The 21,378-nt window shown below is 67.7% G+C and carries 15 protein-coding genes; 13 read left to right on the top strand and 2 right to left on the bottom strand.

The features are described 5' to 3' along the window. The first annotated feature begins 103 nt into the window (after nt 1-103). From pilM to eno, 13 genes are all read left to right on the top strand, one after another. Nucleotides 104-1,165 carry a type IV pilus assembly protein PilM gene (pilM, locus tag ACTCB7_RS11055; protein WP_463006714.1) on the top strand — a complete coding sequence of 354 codons (1,062 nt, stop codon included), beginning with the start codon at nt 104-106 and terminating at the stop codon, nt 1,163-1,165. Further along, entirely contained in the window at nt 1,162-1,746 is a 585-nt protein-coding gene (locus ACTCB7_RS11050) for a PilN domain-containing protein (protein ID WP_463006713.1), read from the top strand. Before pilM ends, ACTCB7_RS11050 begins: the two co-directional genes overlap by 4 nt. Then, the gene (locus tag ACTCB7_RS11045) at nt 1,743-2,390 is read left to right on the top strand and encodes a type IV pilus inner membrane component PilO (protein WP_463006712.1); all 648 of its coding nucleotides are present in this window, start codon (nt 1,743-1,745) and stop codon (nt 2,388-2,390) included. Before ACTCB7_RS11050 ends, ACTCB7_RS11045 begins: the two co-directional genes overlap by 4 nt. Continuing rightward, nucleotides 2,387-2,977 carry a pilus assembly protein PilP gene (locus tag ACTCB7_RS11040; RefSeq protein WP_463006711.1) on the top strand — a complete coding sequence of 197 codons (591 nt, stop codon included), beginning with the start codon at nt 2,387-2,389 and terminating at the stop codon, nt 2,975-2,977. The genes ACTCB7_RS11045 and ACTCB7_RS11040 overlap by 4 nt, the downstream gene beginning before the upstream one ends. Further along, nucleotides 2,974-5,007 carry a type IV pilus secretin PilQ gene (locus tag ACTCB7_RS11035; protein WP_224416505.1) on the top strand — a complete coding sequence of 678 codons (2,034 nt, stop codon included), beginning with the start codon at nt 2,974-2,976 and terminating at the stop codon, nt 5,005-5,007. The genes ACTCB7_RS11040 and ACTCB7_RS11035 overlap by 4 nt, the downstream gene beginning before the upstream one ends. Then, on the top strand, nt 5,007-5,549 hold the full coding sequence (gene aroK, locus ACTCB7_RS11030) for a shikimate kinase AroK (protein ID WP_163649734.1): 543 nt from the start codon (nt 5,007-5,009) through the stop codon (nt 5,547-5,549). The genes ACTCB7_RS11035 and aroK overlap by 1 nt, the downstream gene beginning before the upstream one ends. A 4-nt stretch (nt 5,550-5,553) precedes the next feature. After that, nucleotides 5,554-6,663, top strand: a complete 1,110-nt coding sequence (gene aroB, locus ACTCB7_RS11025) for a 3-dehydroquinate synthase (protein WP_163649735.1) — start codon at nt 5,554-5,556, stop codon at nt 6,661-6,663. 411 nt (nt 6,664-7,074) lie between these two features. Further along, on the top strand, nt 7,075-11,526 hold the full coding sequence (gene gltB, locus ACTCB7_RS11020; RefSeq protein WP_463006710.1) for a glutamate synthase large subunit: 4,452 nt from the start codon (nt 7,075-7,077) through the stop codon (nt 11,524-11,526). Nucleotides 11,527-11,564: 38 nt separating this feature from the next. Beyond that, a complete protein-coding gene (locus tag ACTCB7_RS11015) occupies nt 11,565-12,983 on the top strand; it encodes an FAD-dependent oxidoreductase (RefSeq protein WP_463006709.1) in 1,419 nt (472 codons plus the stop codon). A gap of 143 nt (nt 12,984-13,126) precedes the next feature. After that, nucleotides 13,127-13,675, top strand: a complete 549-nt coding sequence (locus ACTCB7_RS11010) for a cupin domain-containing protein (RefSeq protein WP_163649738.1) — start codon at nt 13,127-13,129, stop codon at nt 13,673-13,675. A gap of 124 nt (nt 13,676-13,799) precedes the next feature. After that, a complete protein-coding gene (locus ACTCB7_RS11005; protein WP_163649739.1) occupies nt 13,800-15,455 on the top strand; it encodes a CTP synthase in 1,656 nt (551 codons plus the stop codon). Between the two features lie 7 nt (nt 15,456-15,462). After that, complete coding sequence (gene kdsA / locus ACTCB7_RS11000; RefSeq protein WP_163649740.1) at nt 15,463-16,317, top strand: 3-deoxy-8-phosphooctulonate synthase; 855 nt, start codon at nt 15,463-15,465, stop codon at nt 16,315-16,317. A gap of 77 nt (nt 16,318-16,394) precedes the next feature. Beyond that, nucleotides 16,395-17,690: a phosphopyruvate hydratase gene (gene eno, locus ACTCB7_RS10995; protein ID WP_163649741.1), complete on the top strand. Its 1,296-nt coding sequence runs from the start codon at nt 16,395-16,397 to the stop codon at nt 17,688-17,690. A gap of 488 nt (nt 17,691-18,178) precedes the next feature. On the opposite strand, the gene fdxA is transcribed toward eno, so the two are convergent. Further along, the gene (gene fdxA / locus ACTCB7_RS10990) at nt 18,179-18,502 is read right to left on the bottom strand and encodes a ferredoxin FdxA (protein WP_163649742.1); all 324 of its coding nucleotides are present in this window, start codon (nt 18,500-18,502) and stop codon (nt 18,179-18,181) included. A gap of 193 nt (nt 18,503-18,695) precedes the next feature. Next, the gene (mutS, locus tag ACTCB7_RS10985) at nt 18,696-21,284 is read right to left on the bottom strand and encodes a DNA mismatch repair protein MutS (RefSeq protein ID WP_463006708.1); all 2,589 of its coding nucleotides are present in this window, start codon (nt 21,282-21,284) and stop codon (nt 18,696-18,698) included. Between the last annotated feature and the right edge of the window lie 94 nt (nt 21,285-21,378).

Below are 21,378 nucleotides of genomic sequence, written 5' to 3'. Positions count from 1 at the left end.
GTGTGTAAATGGCCTGTATATCAGGTAGTCTCGTGGCCTCGGGCGAGACGCCTGATACTGCAGCATGACAACCATAATCACCGCATCGCGCAGAGGACCATCATTGTTCGGGTTGAGCCAGTCCGGCAAGGGGCTGATCGGTATCGATATCACCTCGGCCACGGTGAAGTTGCTCGAGCTCCGGCCGGGCCGCCAGCACTTCCGTGTCGACAGCTATGCCGTGCGCCCGCTCGCCGAAGGCGCGGTGGTCGAGCGCCGTATCCGCCGCATGGAGGATGTCGTCGAGGCGATCAAGCGCGCCGTCGATCATGCCCAGCCCCATTCGCGGCGGGTCGCGGTGGCGGTGCCCGCCAGCGCGGCCATCACCAAGACCCTGACCCTGCCGGCCTCGTTGAGCGACGACGAGATCGAGGCCCGCATTCAGCTGGAATCGGACAAGCACATTCCGTTTCCGTTCAATGAGGTGGCCTTCGATTTCCAGCGGCTGGGGCTGAACGAGCGGTTCGGCGACCAGCAGGACGTGCTGCTGGTGGCCTGTCGTCAGCAGGATGTCGGCCAGCTGACCGAGGCGGTGATGCAGGCGGGACTGGAGCCGGCGGCGGTGGACGTCGAGACCTTCGCCATGGAGCGCGCCTTCGGCGAGCTGCGCCACCAGCTGCCGGCGGTGGACGAGGAGCCCGCCGTGGCCCTGGTGGACATCGGCGCCAACATGAACGCCTTTCACGTGCTGCGCGGCGACCGCATCATCTTCAGCCGGGACACGGTGTTCGGCGGGCGTCAGCTGACCGAGGCGATTCGCGGCCGCTACGGGCTGAGCTTCGAGGAGGCGGGGCTGGCCAAGAAGCGCGGCGGGCTGCCCGAGGATTATCAGGGCGAGGTGCTGACGCCCTTCATCGAGACGCTGATCCAGCAGATCGGCCGCTCGCTGCAGCTCTACTATACCGCGGGCCGGCACCCGGCCGTGAGCCGGCTGATCCTGGCCGGCGGCTCGAGCGTGATTCCCGGGCTGCGCGAGCGTCTGGCCGAAGACAGCGGCCTGACCATCGAGGTCGCCAACCCCTTCGCGCGGATGGCGATCCATTCGCGCATCGACATTCAAGCCCTGGCCAGCGACGCGCCGGCGATGCTCACCGCCTGCGGGCTGGCGATGAGGGCCGGGACATGAGCATCGAGATCAACCTGCTGCCGTGGCGCGAGGCGCGCCGCGAGCGTCGCAATCGGCGCTTTCTGGTGATTCTCGGGCTGGTCACGCTGCTGGCCGTCGCCGGCGCCTGGGGCGTGGCCACGCTCTACCAGCAGCGTCTCGACAGCCAGCAGCGGCGCAACGACTACATCCAGGCGCAGTCCCGTCGGCTCGATCAGGATATCTCGACCCTGAGTGACTTTCGCAAGACGCGCGAGCAGATGCTGACCCAGATCGACCTGATTCGCCAGCTGCAGTTCAGCCGGCCGCAGACGGTGCGGGTCTTCAACCAGCTTGCCGCCAGCCTGCAGGACGGCGTCTACTACACCCGGCTCGAGCGCGAGGGCGACATGCTGCGCCTGGGCGGCAGGGCGCGCACCAACCGGCAGGTGTCCGCGCAGATGCGTGCGCTCGAGGCGAGGCCGGTCTTCGGCGTGCCGACGCTTTCGGAAGTGCAGGCCGACGAGGGCGGCTGGCGGGCGTTCAGCCTGAGCGTGGACGAGCGGCTCGTGGACAAGCGTCCGGCGTCCCGGAGCGCGGGCAAGCAGGAGGCATCCCCATGAGGCTGGCGGCGGAGTGGCGGCGGCTGCGCGAGGTGGACTGGCGCGAGCTGGACCTGCGCGAGGCGGGCAACTGGCCGGTATCGCTGCAGGTGTTGACCTGCCTGCTGGTGGGGCTGGTGCTGTTCTGGCTGGGCTATCATTTCGTGGCCGCGCCGCGGCTGGACCGCCTCGAGCAGGCCCGGCAGCAGGAGCATGCCCTGCTCGAGCAGTACGAGACCAAGGCCTATCAGGCGGCCAACCTGCCCGCCATGCGCAGCCAGATGCAGACCCTGGAAACACGCATGGACACGCTGCTGAAGATGCTGCCCACCGGCGCCGAGGTGCCGTCGCTGCTCGACGACATCAGCGACACGGCCCGGCAGCACCACCTGACCATCGACGTCATCCGCCTGCAGGCGCCGGTCGAGAAGGCCTACTACATCGAACAGCCGTTCTCCATCCAGGTGGAGGGCGACTACCATCGCATCGCCGCCTTCCTGTCCGGTGTCGCCGCCCTGCCGCGCATCGTCACGCTGCACGACTTCACCCTGACCCCGGTGGACGACCAGGGCACTCTCAAGCTCTCGATGCTGGCCAAGACCTACAACCACCGGGCGCAGACGGCGGCCGGGGATACGGCCGACACGGCGGAGGGCGGCTCATGACGATGTGGCGCCTCCTGTTGTCGGGTGTGCTGCTGGTCGTGCTGGCCGGCTGCGGCGACGCCCGACTCGACGCCCTGGACGCCAAGCTGGCCACGCTGCGCGACCGCCCCAGTGGCAAGCTGCCGGCATTGCCCGACACCCCGGCGTATCGTCCGGTGGCCTATGAGCAGGCGGATGCCCGCAGCCCGTTCCGTCCCGAACGGCCGGATACCCGCAGCGCCGCCTCCGGCAGCGGCGACCTGACGCCGGACCTGTCGCGGCCCAAGGAGGCGCTGGAGCGCTTTCCCCTGGATGCCCTGACCCTGGTCGGCACCCTGTCGATCGGCGACCGCCACGTCGCCCTGGTGCGCGACCCCGCCGGCGAGGTGCATTCGCTGGGCGTGGGCGCGCATCTGGGCACGGACTTCGGGCGCATCGTGGCGATCGACGCCGGCCGGGTGCGACTGGTGGAGCTGGTGTCCGACGGCGGGCAGGGCTGGGACGAGCGCTGGCAGACACTGTCGCTGGGCGGCGGCGACACGAACCACGACGACACGGCGTCGCCCCGGAGCGGGGCGGCGTCGCGAGGTGACGAGAGGATCCCATGAAGGCTTTGATTCGCGGACTGCTGAGCGCCGCTCTCGTGCTGCTGGCCCTGCCGGTCATGGCGGCGTCGACGCTCACCGACCTGTCGTTCGAGCAGCGCAGCGACGGCCAGCTCGACGTGCGGCTGCACTTCGACGACCAGGTGCCCGAGGTGCGCGGCTATCGGGTCGGCTCGCCGCCGCGTCTGGCCATCGATCTGATGGACACCGTCAGCCGGCTCGATCGGCGGCGCTTCGATCTGGGCATGGCAGGGGTCGATCATGTCGTCGCCCTGTCGGCGGGCGAGCGCACGCGGCTGGTCTTCAATCTCGATCAGCCGCTGCCCTACGCCACCCACGAACAGGGCAGGACGCTGGTGCTGACGCTGGGCAAGGACGCGGCGCGGCGAGCCGGGAGTGGTGCGTCCGGGGCGGACCGGCATGCGTCGGCCTCCGGGGCGCCGACGATCGACAATATCGACTTCCGGCGCGGCGAGGATGGGGCCGGCCGCCTGGTGGTGAGTTTCGACCGTGCCGGGGTGGCGACCGATGTCAGCGAGCAGAACGGCCGTATCATCGCGAAGCTGGGCCGTGTCGATCTGCCCGCCGAGTGGAACCAGGTGCTTGATGTCGGTGATTTCGGCACGCCGATGCAGCGCGTGGTGCCGGCCAGTGACGGCGACGGCACCCGACTGAGCATCGAGACGCGCGGGGACTACGCCATGCTGTCGACCCAGAGCGGCCGGCAGCTGACCATCGAGGCGCGGCCGGTCAACCAGGCGGCGCAGCGCGAGCAGCAGAAGCAGAAATTCCCCTACACCGGCAAGAAGATCACGCTCAACTTCCAGGACATCAAGGTGCGTGAGGTGCTGTCGATCATCGGCGAGTACACCGGGCTCAACGTGGTGGCCAGCGACAGCGTGCAGGGCAGTGTCACGCTCAACCTGCAGGACGTGCCCTGGGACCAGGCGCTGGATCTGGTGCTCAAGAGCCACGGCCTGGACAGCCGGCGCGTAGGCAACGTGCTGATGGTGGCGCCGGCCGACGAGCTGGCGGCCATGGAGCGTCAGGAGCTCGAGGCGCGCCAGCAGCAGCAGGAGCTGGCGCCGCTGACCACCGCCTACATTCCGGTGCGCTATGCCAAGGCCGCGCAGCTGGCCACGCTGCTGCGCGGCGACAACGGCCTGGGCCTGCTCTCGGAGCGGGGCCGGATCAGTGTCGACGAGCGCACCAATACCCTGATCGTCCAGGAGACTGCCGAGCAGATCGAGCAGATCCGCGACACCATCAATCAGCTGGATATCCCGGTGCGCCAGGTGCAGATCGAGGCACGCATCGTCATCGCCCGCGACAAGGCGGCCCGGGAGCTGGGGGTCAACTGGGGCGTGACCTCCAACAATCAGCCGTCCGGCACCGGCAACAATGTGGTCAACACCGCCTCGACCGGCACGGGGCGTGCCTATGGCGGCCTGGCCGTGGACCTGGGCAGCGCGGCCAATCCCGGTTCGTCGTTCAACTTCGGCTACCTGTCCGGCGACGTGCTGCTGGACCTGGAGCTGCGGGCCCTGGAGAGCGAGGGCAAGAGCCAGACCATCTCTCAGCCCAAGGTGATCACCGCCAACCAGCAGCCGGCGATGATCAAGCAGGGTCAGGAGATCCCCTATCAGGAAGCCACCTCGAGCGGGGCGACCAACGTCGAGTTCAAGGAGGCGGTGCTGTCGCTGGAGGTGACGCCGCAGATCACCCCCGATGATCGGATCATCATGGATCTGACCATCAACAACGACGATGTGGCCAACACCCAGTTCAACGGCGCACCGGCCATCGACACCAATCAGATCCAGACCCAGGTGCTGGTCAACAACGGCGAAACGGTGGTGCTGGGCGGCATTCTCACCACCGAACAGCTGCACAATCTCTACAAGACCCCCCTGCTCGGTGACCTGCCGGTGCTCGGCAAGCTGTTCCGCTATACCGAACAGAGCAATGAAAAGGTAGAATTGCTGATCTTCATCACCCCGAAGATCATCGAGGACAATCTGGCGATTCGCTGATGCAGGGTTTTCCCAATCTCTTTCTGGTCGGCCCCATGGGGGCCGGCAAAAGCACCATCGGCCGCCTTCTGGCGTCCGAGTTGCAGCGCGATTTCTACGACAGCGACCATGAAATACAGGCTCGCTGTGGCGCGGATATCCCCTGGATCTTCGATATCGAGGGCGAGGCCGGCTTTCGCGAACGCGAGGTGCAGATGATCGACGAGCTCACCGGGCTCGACGGCATTGTGCTGGCCACCGGTGGCGGCGCGGTCATGAACGAGGCCAACCGCCGGGCGCTGCGCGAGCGCGGCACCGTGATCTATCTGCAGACCAGCGTCGATCAGCAGCTCAAGCGCACCGCCAAGGACCGCAACCGGCCACTGCTGCGCAACAAGGACCCGCGGGCGGTGCTCGCCGAGCTGTTCGAGCGCCGCGATCCGCTGTATCGCGCCACCGCCGATCTGGTCATCCGCACCGACCGGCGCGGGCCGCGTTCGGTGGTCAATGAAATCCTCAAGCGCGTCGAGCGCCTCGTCGACCCGCTGCAGACCAAGGTGTGACTCCATGAGCCAAGACGGCGACTCCCGCGTGCGGACCCTGAACGTCGAGCTCGGCGAGCGGCGCTACCCGATCCACATCGGCGCCGGCCTGCTCGGTGAGCCGGGGCGGTTGTGCCCGCATCTGGCCGGCCGGCAGGTGATGATCGTCACCAACGAGACGGTCGCGCCGCTGTATCTCGAGACGCTCAAGCGCGGGCTCGACGCCGACCTCGAGGTCCGCGAGGTGGTGCTGCCCGATGGCGAGGCGACCAAGACCCTGGCCAGCGTGGAGCGCATCTGGGATGCCCTGCTGGCCGCCGGCTTCAATCGGCGCTGCACGCTGGTCGCGCTGGGTGGCGGGGTCATCGGCGACATGACCGGCTTCGCCGCCGCCTGCTACCAGCGCGGCGTGGCGTTCATCCAGGTGCCGACCACGCTGCTCTCCCAGGTCGACTCCTCGGTGGGCGGCAAGACCGGTGTCAATCACCCGCGCGGCAAGAACATGATCGGTGCCTTCTGGCAGCCGCGGGCGGTGCTGATCGACACTGCAACGCTGCGTACGCTGCCCGGGCGCGAGCTCTCGGCGGGGCTGGCCGAGGTGATCAAGTACGGGCTGATCCGCGATCGCGACTTCCTCGGCTGGCTCGAGGCGCAAATGCCGGCGCTGCGCGGGCTGGACGACACGGCCCTCGGCGAGGCGATCCGCCGCAGCTGTGCGATCAAGGCCGAGGTAGTGGCCGAGGACGAGACCGAGCAGGGCGTGCGCGCGCTGCTCAATCTGGGCCACACCTTCGGCCATGCCATCGAGGCGCACCAGGGCTACGGCGTCTGGCTGCACGGCGAGGCGGTGGGTGCCGGCATGGCCATGGCCGCCGCGCTGTCTCACCGGCTGGGCTGGCTCGAGGCGGACGACGTGGCGCGTGTCGAGGCCGTGCTCGACGCGGCCGGGCTGCCCGTGGCGGCGCCGGCGGCCATGGATGCCGAGGCGTTCATCGTCCGCATGCGCCTCGACAAGAAGAATCTCGACGATCGCATTCGCCTGGTGCTGCTGCAGGCATTGGGCGATGCCTGTCTGCACGATGCGACCCCGCCGGCCGAACTGGCCGCCTTCATCGACGCCTATCCGCGTGCCTGACTCGCACCGGCCCGGCGGCACCGCAAGCCCGCTCCTGGAGCGGGTTTTTTTGTGCCTGTCGGTCGGGGGGTTCTGTCAGCATTCGCATGACTCATGCAGGATTGGCATGGGGAAGATTGTCGACAGAACGGCTGGCAGCGAGGCGCGCCAGAGTTTTCGGGATTCGATTCTAAGCCTTTGACAGGGCTGGGGTTTTTTCGAAGCTGTGCGCTAAGGTCGCGTTTTTTCGGCGGTTTATGGGTGCGGAATGTCGGTGCGAGAATTGCGCCGGCAGGCGAGAGTGGCTATTCTGGTCGGCCTTTTCACGTCAGAAAGCGGCCCGTTTAGCGGGCCAAATAACAAGAAAATAACTTTTAAAAATATCATGCTTTCTGGATGGACACAAGATCTGGATTACTGCGAGGCACGCCCATGATGAGAGGTCTCCACCAGCCTGGCGAATTCCGCGACAACTGTGGCTTCGGCCTGATTGCGCACATGGAGGGCCAGGCCAGCCACGACCTGCTGAAAACCGCCATCGAATCGTTGACGTGCATGACGCACCGCGGCGGCATCGCCGCCGATGGCAAGACCGGTGACGGCTGCGGCCTGCTGTTCAAGATGCCGGTCGACTTCATGCGCGCCCTGGCGCGGGATTCGCTGGGCGTCGAACTCGGTGCGCGCTTCGCCGTGGGCTGCGTCTTCCTGCCCGACGATGATGACCGCGAGATGCATGCTCGCGAGGTGCTGGAAGCCGAGCTCGGCAAGCGCCACGTCCGTGTGCGCGGCTGGCGCGACGTGCCGGTCGACCCCGAGGTCTGCGGCCCGATGGCGCGGGAGTGCCTGCCGCGCATCCGCCAGATCTTCGTCGAGCCCAGCGACGACCGCCTCGACCAGGCGTTCAACGTCGACCTGTTCATGGCCCGCCGTCTGGCCGAGGAAGCCCTGCGCGGCGAGGAAGACTTCTACGTCTGCTCGCTGTCGTCGAAGGTGGTGTCCTACAAGGGCCTGATGATGCCCGTGGACCTGCCGACCTTCTATCACGACCTCGGCGACGAGCGCCTGGAGACCTCGATCTGCGTCTTCCACCAGCGCTTCTCCACCAACACCGCGCCGCGCTGGCCGCTGGCCCAGCCGTTCCGCTTCCTCGCCCACAACGGCGAGATCAACACCATCGAGGCCAACCGCGGCTGGGCTAACTCGCGCAAGGAAAATTTCGTCAGCGAGCTGCTGCCCGACCTCACCGAGCTCGACGAGATCGTCAACACCGTGGGGTCCGATTCCTCGAGCATGGACAACATGCTCGAGGTGCTGCTCACCGGCGGCATGGACCTCTACAACGCCATCCGCATGATGGTGCCGCCGGCCTGGCAGAACGTCGAGACCATGGACGGCGAGCTGCGTGCCTTCTATGAATACAACTCCATGCACATGGAGCCGTGGGACGGCCCGGCGGGCCTGGTGATGACCGACGGCCGCCACGCGGTGTGCATGCTCGACCGTAACGGCCTGCGTCCGGCGCGCTGGGTGATCACCGACAATGGCTACATCACGCTGTCCTCCGAGATCGGCGTGCATGACTATGCCCCGGAGAGCGTCGTCGCCAAGGGCCGCGTGGGCCCCGGCCAGGTGCTCGGCATCGACACCGAGACCGGCGAGGTGCTGCATACACCCGACGTCGACAACCGCCTCAAGTCGGCCTATCCCTACAAGCGCTGGCTCAAGGAGCATGCCCACTACCTGGAGTCCGCGCTCACCGAGCTGGCGCGCTTCCAGCCCTTCGATCGCGACGTCCTGAACGTCCATCAGAAGATGTTCCAGGTCACCTTCGAGGAGCGTGACCAGCTGCTGCGCCCGCTCGCCGAGAGTGGCCAGGAGGCGGTCGGGTCGATGGGCGACGACACGCCGATGGCGGTGCTGTCGCGCCAGAGCCGGTTGCTCACCGACCACTTCCGGCAGAAGTTCGCCCAGGTCACCAACCCGCCGATCGACCCGCTGCGCGAGGCGATCGTGATGTCGCTGGAGACCTGCATCGGCGCCGAGCTCAACGTCTTCGAGGCGACGCCCGAGCACGCCAACCGCATCATCCTGACCACGCCGGTCCTCTCGCCGCGCAAGTTCACCGCGCTGGTGACCCAGGAGGACCCGGCCTTCCGCAGCCAGACGCTGGCGCTGTCCTACGACCCCGAGCGGGCGACCCTCAAGCAGGCGCTGCTGGCGCTGTGCGAACAGGCCGAGCAGGCGGCGCGCGAGGGTGTCGTGCTGCTGGTGCTCTCCGACGCCGAGCTGGAGAAGGGCAGGCTGCCGATCCACGCGGCGCTGGCCACCGGGGCGGTACACCATCATCTCGGTCGTCTGGCGCTGCGCCCGCGGGTCAACCTGGTCGTCGAGACCGGCTACGCCCGCGACGCCCACCAGATGGCGGTGCTGTTCGGGGTCGGCGCCACGGCGATCTACCCCTACCTGGCCTACCAGGTGATGGCCGACATGCACCGCAGCGGCGAGCTCACCGGCAACCCGGCGGACACCCGCGAGAACTACCGCAAGGGGCTGCAGAAGGGGCTCTACAAGATCCTCTCCAAGATGGGGATCTCGACGCTGGCCTCGTATCGCGGCTCGCAGCTGTTCGAGGCGGTGGGGCTGTCCTCCGAGATCATGGACCTGTGCTTCCCGGGCATGATGTCGCGCATCGAGGGTACCGGCTTCGCCGAGCTGCAGCTCCAGCAGGAGATGCTGGCCCGCGACGCCTGGATTCCGCGCAAGGGCATCCATCAGGGCGGGCTGGTCAAGTACGTCCACAATCACGAGTACCACGCCTACAACCCGGACATCGTCAAGGCACTGCAGGAGGCGGTTCAGCAGGGCGACTACGCCAAGTGGAAGACGTTCGCGGCGCTGGTCAACGAGCGCCCGGTGGCGACCATCCGCGATCTCCTGACCCTCAAGCCGGCCCCCGAGCCGCTGCCGCTCGACGACATCGAGCCGGTCGAGGACCTGCTGCCGCGCTTCGACAGCGCCGGCATGAGTCTCGGCGCGCTGAGTCCGGAGGCCCACGAGGCGCTGGCCCAGGCGATGAACGAGACCGGCGGGCGCTCCAACTCCGGCGAGGGCGGCGAGGATCCGGCGCGCTACGGCACCATCCGCTCCTCCAAGATCAAGCAGATCGCCTCCGGGCGCTTTGGCGTCACGCCGGCCTATCTGGTCAACGCCGAGGTGCTGCAGATCAAGGTCGCCCAGGGCGCCAAGCCCGGCGAGGGCGGCCAGCTGCCCGGCGGCAAGGTCAACGAGCTGATCGCCCGGCTGCGCTACTCGGTGCCCGGCGTGACGCTGATCTCGCCGCCGCCGCACCACGACATCTACTCGATCGAGGACCTGGCGCAGCTGATCTTCGATCTCAAGCAGGTCAACCCGGACGCCCAGGTGTCGGTGAAGCTGGTCTCCGAGCCGGGCATCGGCACCATCGCCACCGGCGTGGCCAAGGCCTACGCCGACCTGATCACCGTCTCCGGCTATGACGGCGGCACCGCGGCCAGTCCGCTGACCTCGATCAAGCATGCCGGCTCGCCCTGGGAGCTGGGCCTGCCCGAGGTGCATCAGGCGCTGCGCATCAACGGCCTGCGCGACAAGATTCGCCTGCAGACCGACGGCGGCCTGAAGACCGGCCTCGACGTGATCAAGGCGGCGATCCTCGGCGCCGAGAGCTTCGGCTTCGGCACCGCACCGATGGTCGCGCTGGGCTGCAAGTACCTGCGCATCTGTCACCTCAACAACTGCGCGACCGGTGTTGCTACCCAGCACCAGTATCTGCGTGACGAGCACTTCCGCGGTACCGTCGACATGGTCAAGCACTACTTCCGCTTCATCGCCGAGGAAGTGCGCGAGCTGATGGCCATGCTGGGCGTGAGTCGGCTCACCGACCTGATCGGCCGCACCGACCTGCTCGAGATCCTCGAGGGCGAGACCGCCGCGCAGCGCAAGCTCGACCTGACGCCGCTGCTGACCAACGACTTCGTGCCCGCCGAGGCGCCGCAGTTCTGTCAGGTCAGCCGCAACGTGCCGCACGATCCGGGCGCCAAGAACCAGGAGGTGCTGGAGACCCTGATGCCGGCGATCGAGTCGCGCTCCGGCGGCGAGTTCGAGTTCACCATCACCAACTGCGACCGCAGCGTGGGCGCCCGCGCCTCGGGCGAGATCGCCCGGCGCTACGGCGAGGCCGGCCTCGAGGAGGCGCCGGTCGTCGCCCGCTTCACCGGCGTGGCGGGACAGAGCTTCGGGGTGTGGAACGCCCGCGGCCTGCACCTCTACCTGGAGGGGGATGCCAACGACTATGTCGGCAAGGGCATGAACGGCGGCAAGGTGGTGATCGTTCCGCCCCGCGCCAGCCGCTTCAAGTCCCACGAGACGGCGATCATCGGCAACACCTGCCTGTACGGCGCCACCGGCGGCAAGCTGTTCGCCGCGGGCACCGCGGGCGAACGCCTCGCGGTGCGCAACTCCGGCGTGCATGCCGTGGTCGAGGGGGCCGGCGATCACTGCTGCGAGTACATGACCGGCGGCCTGGTCGCCGTGCTCGGCGAGACCGGGGTCAACTTCGGTGCGGGCATGACCGGCGGCTTCGCCTACGTGCTCGACCAGGACCGCACCTTCGTCGACAAGTACAACCATGAGCTGGTGGAGATTCACCGCATCAATACCGAAGCCATGGAGGCCTACCGGCGCCACCTGCGCGAGGTGATCGAGGAGTATGTCGCCGAGACCGGCTCCGCCCGCGGTCGCGAGATTCTCGACGACTTCTCCGAGTTCATCCGCCATTTCTGGCTGGTCAAGCCCAAGGCGGCAAGCCTCAACGGCCTGCTCGCCGAATCCCGCCGGCGGCCCGAGTAGCGTGAGCTGCTCCATCGAATAGGAGAGGAGAGACGACCATGGCAAACCGTCTGAACAACGACTTCCAGTTCATCGATGTCGGCCGTCAGGATCCGCAGAAGAAGGACGCGCGCAAGCGCGCCCGGGAATTCGCCGAGATCTACGACCCGTTCAAGCCCGGCGAGGCGGCCAGTCAGGCACATCGCTGCCTGCACTGCGGCAACCCCTACTGCGAGTGGAAGTGCCCGGTCCACAACTACATCCCCAACTGGCTGAAGCTGGTCAGCGAGGGCAACATCCTCGAGGCCGCCGAGCTCTCGCACCAGACCAACACCCTGCCCGAGGTGTGCGGCCGGGTGTGCCCGCAGGACCGCCTGTGCGAGGGCGACTGCACCCTCAACGACGGCTTCGGCGCGGTGACCATCGGCTCGGTTGAGAAGTACATCACCGATACCGCCTTCGCCATGGGCTGGCGCCCCGACATGTCCAAGGTGGCCTGGACCGACAAGCGCGTGGCGGTGATCGGTGCCGGTCCGGCGGGGCTGGGCTGCGCCGACATCCTGGTGCGCAACGGCGTCAAGCCGGTGGTCTATGATCGCTACCCGGAGATCGGCGGCCTTTTGACCTTCGGCATTCCCGAGTTCAAGCTCGAGAAGCACGTCATGGAGCGCCGTCGCGCGGTGTTCGAGGAGATGGGCGTCGAGTTCCGCCTCAATACCGAGATCGGCAAGGACGTCGCCATCGACGATCTGCTCGCGCAGTACGATGCGGTGTTCATGGGCATGGGCACCTACAAGTACATGCAGGGCGGCTTCCCCGGCGAAGATCTGCCCGGTGTCTACAAGGCGCTCGACTACCTGGTGGCCAACGTCAACCACTGCCTGGGCTTCGAGAAGGACCCTGCCGACTATGTGTCGATGGAAGGCCAGCGCGTGGTGGTGCTGGGCGGTGGCGACACCGCCATGGACTGCAACCGCACGGCGATCCGCCAGGGCGCGACCGGCGTGACCTGTGCCTATCGCCGCGACGAGGAGAACATGCCCGGCTCCAAGCGCGAGGTGGCCAATGCGCGTGAGGAAGGCGTGGAGTTCCTGTTCAACCGTCAGCCGGTGGCGGTGGTCGGCGAGGAACGCGTCGAGGGCGTCAAGCTGGTGCGCACGCGCCTCGGCGAGCCGGACGAGAACGGCCGCCAGCGTCCCGAGGTGGTGCCCGGCTCCGAGGAAGTGGTGGCCTGTGACACGGTGATCATCGCCTTCGGCTTCCAGCCCAGCGACATTCCCTGGTTTGCCGATCAGGGCATCGAGATCGACGAACGCGGCCGGGTGACGGCGCCCGAACACGGCCGGTTCGCCTTTCAGACCAGCAACGAGAAGGTCTTCGCCGGCGGCGACATGGTGCGTGGCTCCGACCTGGTGGTTACCGCCATCCACGAAGGGCGCCAGGCCGGCGAGGGCATCCTCGACTACCTCGGCGTGTAACGCCTTCGTGCGCATCACGCCCTTCGCGACGCCCCCGCTCCGACGGGGGCGTCGTCGTTGTGGCGTTCTGCAGTCGCCGATTTGGGGGCGGCCGCCACGCCGGCATACACTGGTCGGGGCGACAATCACGGGAGGCCGGCGACATGGACGACACACTGGGAGCCCTGGGACTGGAGATTCCCGACTGCCTTCACTTCGCGGATGACGGCGCGATTCCCAACAGCCGTCTGGCCACGCTGGTGTTTCGCGCCCACCGCGTCCCTCGCTCGGAGGGTGGCGATCGCGAACGGCTGGCGGCCCGCTTCGGTGCGCGCTTCGCCGCCAGCGGCTGGCCCGCCAGCTGGCGCGGCGAGGTGTTTGACTATCACCATTACCATTCCACCGCGCACGAGGCGTTCGGGGTGCTCTCCGGCTGGGGGCTGCTGCGCTTGGGCGGCGAGGCGGGACGTGACGTCGAGGTGCGTCGCGGCGACGTGCTGGTGCTGCCCGCCGGCACCGGGCACTGCCAGCGCGACGCCAGCGAGGACTTCCTGCTGCTGGCCGCCTATCCCGAGGACCAGCCGACGCTCGACCTGATCGGTGCCGACCCGGCCCGGCACGACGCCGCGGTGGCGCGCATCGCCGAGGTGTCGCAACCGGCTCGCGACCCGCTGGGCGGCGAGATGGCGCGCTGGTGGCCTGCCCCGGAGTGATCGCCGGGGAGGGCGTGGCGGGTCGCGTGGGCAAATTGAGCGCGCCGGGCGAATCTGCTATTCTGGCGTCCCATCCGGGCCTCGTCCCTCCAGGCCATACTGATCACGTTTCAACAGGTTCTCCATGACACGATATATCTTCGTGACCGGCGGCGTTGTGTCCTCACTCGGCAAGGGCATCGCGTCGGCCTCGCTGGCGGCGATTCTCGAGGCGCGTGGCCTCAAGGCCACCATGCTCAAGCTGGATCCGTACATCAACGTCGATCCGGGCACCATGAGCCCGTTCCAGCACGGCGAGGTGTTCGTCACCGAAGACGGCGCGGAGACCGATCTCGACCTGGGCCATTACGAGCGCTTCATCCGCACCAAGATGACCCAGGGCAACAACTTCACCACCGGCCGGGTCTACGAGCACGTGCTGCGCAAGGAGCGCCGCGGCGACTATCTGGGTGGCACCGTGCAGGTGATTCCGCACATCACCGACGAGATCAAGCGCCGCGTCTACGAGGGCGGCAAGGACTTCGACGTGGCACTGGTGGAGATCGGCGGCACGGTGGGCGACATCGAGTCGCTGCCGTTCCTCGAGTCGATTCGCCAGATTCGCAGCGAAGTCGGTGCCAACCGCGCGCTATTCATGCACCTGACGCTGGTGCCCTACATCAAGACCGCCGGCGAGACCAAGACCAAGCCGACCCAGCATAGCGTCAAGGAGCTGCGCTCGATCGGCATCCAGCCGGACATCCTGATCTGCCGCAGCGAGGTCGAGCTCGAGGAGAGCGAGCGGCGCAAGATCGCGCTGTTCACCAACGTCGAGGAGCGCGCCGTGGTGCCGCTGCAGGATGCCGACACCATCTATCGCATCCCGCTGATGCTCCACGAGCACGGTCTCGACGAGATCGTCTGCGACAAGCTGCGTCTCGAGGCCGGCCCCGCCGATCTGGCCGAGTGGATCCACGTGCTCGACGCCAAGCTCAATCCGCTCAAGTCGATCAACATCGCCATGGTCGGCAAGTACATGGAGCTGCTCGACGCCTACAAGTCGCTCAACGAGGCGCTGATCCACGCCGGCATCCAGACCCGCATCAAGGTCAACATCGACTATATCGATTCCGAGGACATCGAGCGCCACGGTACCGAACGTCTGGCCGGCAAGGACGCGATCCTGGTGCCCGGTGGCTTCGGCGAGCGCGGCGTGGAAGGCAAGATCGCCACCGCCCGCTATGCCCGCGAGAACGGTGTGCCGTACCTCGGCATCTGTCTGGGCATGCAGGTGGCGGTGATCGAGTTCGCCCGCCACGTGGCCGGCTGGGACGACGCCAACTCCACCGAGTTCACCCACGATACGCGGCACCCGGTGGTCGGCCTGATCACCGAATGGGTCAACGCCGAGGGCAGGATCGAGCTGCGCGACGAGGCCTCCGATCTCGGCGGGACCATGCGCCTGGGCGGCCAGGTCTGCCATCTTCAGGCCGGCTCGAAGGCTCGCGAGGCCTACGGCATGGATGCGATCACCGAGCGCCATCGTCACCGCTTCGAGGTCAACAACCAGTTCGTCGAGCAGCTCGAACAGGCCGGGCTGGTGGTGTCCGGCAAGAGCGTCGACAACTCCCTGGTGGAGATGATCGAGCTGCCGGAACACCCGTGGTTCGTGGCCTGCCAGTTCCATCCGGAGTTCACCTCCACGCCGCGCGACGGCCACCCGCTGTTCACCGGCTTCGTCAACGCCGCGCTGGAGCAGAAGACCAAGCGCCAGCGCGCCCAGTCCCCGACCCAGGATTGAAGCGCCGATGTCCGACATCACGCCGAAGACCCTCGAATTTGCCGGCCTCAGGGCCGGCAATTCGTTGCCGCTGATGCTGTTCGGCGGCATGAACGTGCTGGAATCCCGCGAGCTGGCCCTCGAGGTCGCCGAAACCTATGTCGACGTGACCCGCCGGCTGGGCATGCCCTACGTCTTCAAGGCCAGTTTCGACAAGGCCAATCGCAGCTCGATCCACTCCTTTCGCGGTCCCGGGCTGGAAACCGGCCTTGCGTGGCTGGCCGAGATCAAGGCACGTTTCGGCGTGCCGGTGATTACCGACGTCCATGAGCCCTGGCAGGCCGAGCCGGCGGCCGAGGTTGCCGACGTCATCCAGCTGCCGGCCTTTCTGGCCCGCCAGACTGACCTGGTGGTGGCGATGGCGCGCACCGGCGCGGTGATCAATATCAAGAAGCCGCAGTTCCTGGCCCCGCACGAGATGCGCCACATCATCAACAAGTGCCGCGAGGCCGGCAACGATCGGGTGATTCTCTGCGAGCGTGGCTCGAGCTTCGGCTACAACAATCTGGTGGTCGACATGCTGGGCTTCGGTGACATGAAGCAGACCGGCCATCCGGTGTTCTTCGACGTCACTCACTCCCTGCAGCGACCCGGCGGTCGCGCCGACAGCGCCGACGGGCGTCGTGCCCAGGTCGCCGAGCTGGCGCGTGCCGGGGTCGCCGTGGGGCTGGCCGGGCTGTTCCTCGAGGCCCACCCCGATCCCGACAACGCCAAGTGCGACGGGCCCTGTGCATTGCCGCTCGACCGGCTCGAGCCCTTCCTCGCTCAGCTCAAGGCGCTCGATGAGCTGGTCAAGGGATTCGCGCCGCTGTCGATCGACTGAACCGCCTGCCGCGCGACAGGTCACCATCGCGGAGCCGTGAAACCGCTACTCTCAACGCTGACAAAGGACGATTCACGATGAGCAAGATTGTCGATATCCAGGCCCTCGAGGTCCTCGACTCCCGGGGTAACCCGACAGTGCAGGCCGAGGTGACGCTCGACGATGGCGCCCACGGCGTGGCCTGTGCCCCGAGCGGGGCCTCCACCGGCTCCCGCGAGGCCCTGGAGCTGCGTGACGGTGACAAGAGCCGCTACCTGGGCAAGGGCGTGCTCAAGGCGGTCGAGGCGGTCAACGGCCGCATCCGCGAGGCGCTCATCGGCATGGACGCGAGCGACCAGCGGGCGCTGGACAACGCCATGCTCGAGCTCGACGGCACCGACAACAAGGCGAACCTCGGTGCCAATGCCATCCTCGCCGTGTCACTGGCCGCGGCCCGCGCCGCGGCGGTGGACAAGGGCGTGCCGCTGTACGCGCACATCGCCGAGCTCTACGGCCAGCCGGGGCAGTACCTGATGCCGGTGCCGATGATGAATATCCTCAACGGCGGCGAGCATGCCGACAACAACGTCGACATCCAGGAGTTCATGATCCAGCCGGTGGGCGCGCCGAACTTCCGCGAGGCGCTGCGCATGGGCGCCGAGGTCTTCCATGCGCTGAAGAAGGTGCTCGCGGGTCGCGGCCTGTCCACCGCGGTAGGCGACGAAGGCGGCTTCGCGCCCAACCTGGCGTCCAACGCCGAGGCCCTGGCGGTGATCAAGGAGGCCGTCGAGCAGGCCGGTTATACCCTGGGCAAGGACATCACCCTGGCGCTCGACTGTGCCTCCAGCGAGTTCTATCAGGACGGCCAGTACAACCTGGCGGGCGAGGGCAAGTCCTACGACGCCGCCGGCTTCGCCGACTACCTGGCCGGGCTGTGCGACGATTACCCGATCGTCTCCATCGAGGACGGCATGGACGAGTCCGACTGGGACGGCTGGAAGGCGCTGACCGAGAAGCTCGGCGACAAGGTGCAGCTGGTCGGCGACGACCTCTTCGTCACCAACACGCGCATTCTCAAACGCGGTATCGACGAGCAGATCGGCAATTCCATCCTGATCAAGTTCAACCAGATCGGCTCGCTCTCCGAGACGCTCGACGCCATCCGCATGGCCCAGGACGCCGGTTTCACCGCGGTGATCTCGCATCGCAGCGGCGAGACCGAGGACACCACCATCGCCGACCTGGCAGTGGCGACCTCCGCCGGCCAGATCAAGACCGGCTCGCTGTGCCGCAGCGACCGTGTCGCCAAGTACAACCGCCTGCTGGTGATCGAGCAGCAGCTCGGTGACAAGGCCCGCTACCCCGGCCTCAAGGCCATCAAGGGCCAGGGCTGAACGCTCCATCAGGTCTCACCGCGCCGCCGGCCAGCCGGCGGCGCTTCCCGCCTGTCAGTCCTTATCCATGTCGCGTGTAAGCGATCTCCTACACGGCCTGTCCGCCGGGGTGGGCAATGTCGCATGCCCACGGACCTTGTGTGATTTAACTTATTGTTCTTAAGGCTTATTCCGTCCGGATTGCGGTTCATTCGCGCTGCCGCCGTCCGCTACCCCGGTTGTGGCAATCCTGCGATGCGGCAAAATGTCCGAGGGATACGGGAAAGCGAACTCGGTTCGCGAAGGCAGGACGCCGCGGGATACGGTGGAATGCCATGGGATGCACAACGGTCCGTCGCGCCTGGCAGGACGCCATGCGGGGCAGGGAAGGGGCCGAGGGAAGCGGGCAGAGGATGTTGCCCGAAAGGGATTGTTTCGGGATCAGGCGGCCAGCGGCCGCCTTTTTTCGTTGCCTGTCCGCCCCGAGGCGGGCCCGGGGCGGGAACCGATCAGCGCTCGAGAAGCGGCTTCTTGCCGGGCTTGCCGTCCCAGTCGGTCGCGTCGGCCGGCGGATCTTTCTTCTCGGTGATGTTGGGCCACTCCTCGGCGAGTTCGGCGTTGAGCGCGATGAACTCCTGCTGGTCGTCGGGCAGTTCATCCTCGGAGTAGATGGCCTCGGCCGGGCACTCCGGCTCGCACAGTGCACAGTCGATGCATTCGTCGGGGTGGATCACCAGAAAGTTCGGCCCTTCGTAGAAGCAGTCGACCGGACAGACCTCGACGCAGTCGGTGTATTTGCACTTGATGCAGTTTTCGGTGACGACGAATGTCATGGTGTCTCCCTCGGATCATGGCGGGTCGGAGGCGACCGACATGTCCGGTACAGTCGGTCATGGCTGGTTATAAATGACGGGGCTATTATAAGGCCCTATTCTAAGTTGGCTCATTCTAGTCGCGGCCCGCCGGGAGCGGCAAGCGGGGCGATCGAACGATTGCGCATGAGGTCATGCCCGCTCGCCGTGCCGCCTAGAGCCGCTCGCGCCAGCGATAGAGCAGCTCGAGCGCCTGCCGTGGCGAGAGCTCGTCCAGCGCCAGTTCACCGAGCTCGTCGACCAGCGGATGCCGGGCGCTGGCGAACAGGTCGGGCTGCTGCGGCGCCGGCGCCGTGTCGTCGGCCCGGATCGGGCGCTGGCTCTGGTCGATCTCCTGCTGCTCCAGCCCGGTGAGCTTCTCGCGGGCCCGGGCGACCACGGCGGCGGGCACCCCCGCTAGCTGGGCCACCTGCAGGCCGTAGCTCTGGCTGGCCGGGCCTTCCTCGACACGGTGCATGAAGACGATACCGTCGCCGTGTTCAGCGGCGGTCAGGTGCACATTGCTCACGCCGTCGATCTGCTCGGCCAGCGCGGTCATCTCGAAGTAATGGGTGGCGAACAGGGTCAGGGCGCGCACGCCCGCCAGATGTTCGGCGCTCGCCCAGGCCAGTGACAGGCCGTCGAAGGTGCTGGTGCCGCGGCCGATCTCGTCCATCAGAACCAGGCTCTCGGCGGTGGCGTTGTGCAGGATGCTGGCGGTCTCGGTCATCTCGACCATGAAGGTCGAGCGCCCGCCGGCCAGGTCGTCGCTGGAGCCGATGCGGGTGAAGATGCGGTCCAGCGGGCCGATCTCGGCGCTGTCCGCCGGCACGAAGCTGCCGCAGTGGGCGAGCAGGGCGATCAGCGCCGCCTGGCGCATGTAGGTCGACTTGCCGCCCATGTTGGGGCCGGTGATCACCAGCATGTGGCGCTCGCGATCGAGCTGCAGGTCGTTGGGCACGAAGGGGGCATCGCTAACGTGCTCGACCACCGGGTGGCGTCCGCCGTGGATGGTCAGGCCGGGCGTCTCGGCGAGCCGCGGACACACCAGGTCGAGCGCCAGGGCGCGTTCGGCGAAGGCCGCCAGCACGTCGAGCGCGGCCAGGGCGCGGCCGCTGGCCTGCAGGGCGTCCAGCTCGGCGCCCAGGGTGTCGAGCAGCCCCTCGTAGAGCAGCTTCTCGCGGGCCAGGGCGCGGGACTTCGCGGACAGCGCCTTGTCCTCGAACTCCTTGAGCTCGGGGATGATGAAGCGTTCGGCGTTCTTCAGCGTCTGGCGGCGGATGTAGTCGGCCGGCGCCTCGCGGGCCTGGGCGCGGGGAATCTCGATGTAGTAGCCGTGGACGCGGTTGTAGCCGACCTTGAGGCCGGCCAGCCCGGTGCGTTCGCGCTCGCGGGTCTCCAGCCGGACCAGGTAGTCGCCGGCGTGCTCGGCCAGGCCGCGGTGCTCGTCGAGCTCGGCGTCGAAGCCCTCGGCGATCACCCCGCCGTCGCGGATCACCACCGGCGGGCTCTCGACCAGGGCGCGCGTCAGGGTCTCGGCGAGTTCCGGGTAGGGGCGAATATGGCGCTTGAGCGCGTCCAGGGCGGAGCCCTCCTCGAGCGTGGCGAGGCTCGCCTGCAGCTCGGGCAGGGCGTTGAGCGCATCGCGCAGGCGGGCCAGGTCGCGCGGGCGGGCGCTGCGCAGCGCCACGCGGGCGAGGATGCGCTCGACGTCGCCGATGTGCTTTAGCGTCTCGCGCAGGTCGAGGTAGCGCTCGCTGTCGAGCAGGCGCTGCACGGCGCCCTGGCGCGCGACGACCTGGTCGCGGCCGCGCAGCGGGCGATTGAGCCAGCGCTTGAGCAGCCGCGAGCCCATCGCCGTGGCGGTGGTGTCGAGCACGCTGGCCAGGGTGTTCTCGCTGCCGCCGCCGAGGTTGGTGTCGATCTCCAGGTTGCGGCGGCTGGCGGCGTCGATCACCACCGATTCGTCGCGGCTCTCCACGCCCAGCGCGGTGACGTGGGGCAGGCGCGAGCGCTGGGTGTCGCGGGCATAGTCGACCAGTACCCCGGCGGCGGTGATCGCGCACTCCAGATGCGCGCAGCCGAAGCCGCGCAGGTCGGCGACGCCGAACTGGTCGCACAGCAGACGGGTCGCCGTGTCGTGATCGAACAGCCAGGGACTCTGGCGCGTCAGCCCGGGGCGCTCGGCGAGGGCCGGCGGCAGCTCGGTGCCGTCGGCCACCAGCAGTTCGGCGGGGGCCAGACGGTGAATCTCGGCGAGCATGTCGGCCTCGCCGTCGACCTCCAGCACGCTGAAGCGCCCGCTGGAGAGTTCCAGCCAGGCCAGCCCCCAGCGCTCGCCCTGCGCGTGCAGGGCCAGCAGCAGGTTGTCGCGCCGGGCGTCGAGCAGCGCCTCGTCGTGCAGGGTGCCGGGGGTGACGATGCGTACCACCTGGCGCTCCACCGGCCCCTTGCTGGTCGCCGGATCGCCCATCTGCTCGCAGATCGCCACCGATTCGCCGGCCTTGACCAGTCGCGCCAGATAGCCCTCGGCGCTGTGGTAGGGTACGCCGGCCATGGGGATCGGCGCGCCCGCCGACTGGCCGCGCGCGGTGAGCGTGATGTCGAGCAGCTGCGCGGCACGCCTGGCGTCGTCGTAGAACAGCTCGTAGAAATCGCCCATCCGGTAGAAGAGCAGCACGTCGGGGTGCTCGCGCTTGATCTTCAGGTACTGGGCCATCATCGGCGTATGGCTGGTCGATTGGCTGGCAACCGCGTCTGGCATGGCGTTGGAGGCTTCCCTGTGGCGTGGGCACATCCGTCGAAGACGGCGATCGTGGCCGGCCATTCTAGCGCAGTCGGCGCGCGGGTCGACAGAC

It is taken from the genome of Modicisalibacter sp. (assembly GCF_055145905.1).
Note: the sequence above shows the minus strand (reverse complement) of the source record. Positions and strands in the feature narration are given on the sequence as shown.

Bases quoted from the DNA above. Each gene is read 5' to 3' on its own strand.
- ACTCB7_RS11040 (WP_463006711.1), top strand. From the start codon at position 2,387: ATGACGATGTGGCGCCTCCTGTTGTCGGGTGTGCTGCTGGTCGTGCTG.
- fdxA (WP_163649742.1), bottom strand. From the start codon at position 18,502: ATGACATTCGTCGTCACCGAAAACTGCATCAAGTGCAAATACACCGAC.
- ACTCB7_RS11015 (WP_463006709.1), top strand. From the start codon at position 11,565: ATGGCAAACCGTCTGAACAACGACTTCCAGTTCATCGATGTCGGCCGT.
- ACTCB7_RS11050 (WP_463006713.1), top strand. From the start codon at position 1,162: ATGAGCATCGAGATCAACCTGCTGCCGTGGCGCGAGGCGCGCCGCGAG.
- ACTCB7_RS11010 (WP_163649738.1), top strand. From the start codon at position 13,127: ATGGACGACACACTGGGAGCCCTGGGACTGGAGATTCCCGACTGCCTT.
- ACTCB7_RS11005 (WP_163649739.1), top strand. From the start codon at position 13,800: ATGACACGATATATCTTCGTGACCGGCGGCGTTGTGTCCTCACTCGGC.
- kdsA (WP_163649740.1), top strand. From the start codon at position 15,463: ATGTCCGACATCACGCCGAAGACCCTCGAATTTGCCGGCCTCAGGGCC.
- aroK (WP_163649734.1), top strand. From the start codon at position 5,007: ATGCAGGGTTTTCCCAATCTCTTTCTGGTCGGCCCCATGGGGGCCGGC.
- aroB (WP_163649735.1), top strand. From the start codon at position 5,554: ATGAGCCAAGACGGCGACTCCCGCGTGCGGACCCTGAACGTCGAGCTC.
- ACTCB7_RS11045 (WP_463006712.1), top strand. From the start codon at position 1,743: ATGAGGCTGGCGGCGGAGTGGCGGCGGCTGCGCGAGGTGGACTGGCGC.
- mutS (WP_463006708.1), bottom strand. From the start codon at position 21,284: ATGCCAGACGCGGTTGCCAGCCAATCGACCAGCCATACGCCGATGATG.
- gltB (WP_463006710.1), top strand. From the start codon at position 7,075: ATGATGAGAGGTCTCCACCAGCCTGGCGAATTCCGCGACAACTGTGGC.
- eno (WP_163649741.1), top strand. From the start codon at position 16,395: ATGAGCAAGATTGTCGATATCCAGGCCCTCGAGGTCCTCGACTCCCGG.
- ACTCB7_RS11035 (WP_224416505.1), top strand. From the start codon at position 2,974: ATGAAGGCTTTGATTCGCGGACTGCTGAGCGCCGCTCTCGTGCTGCTG.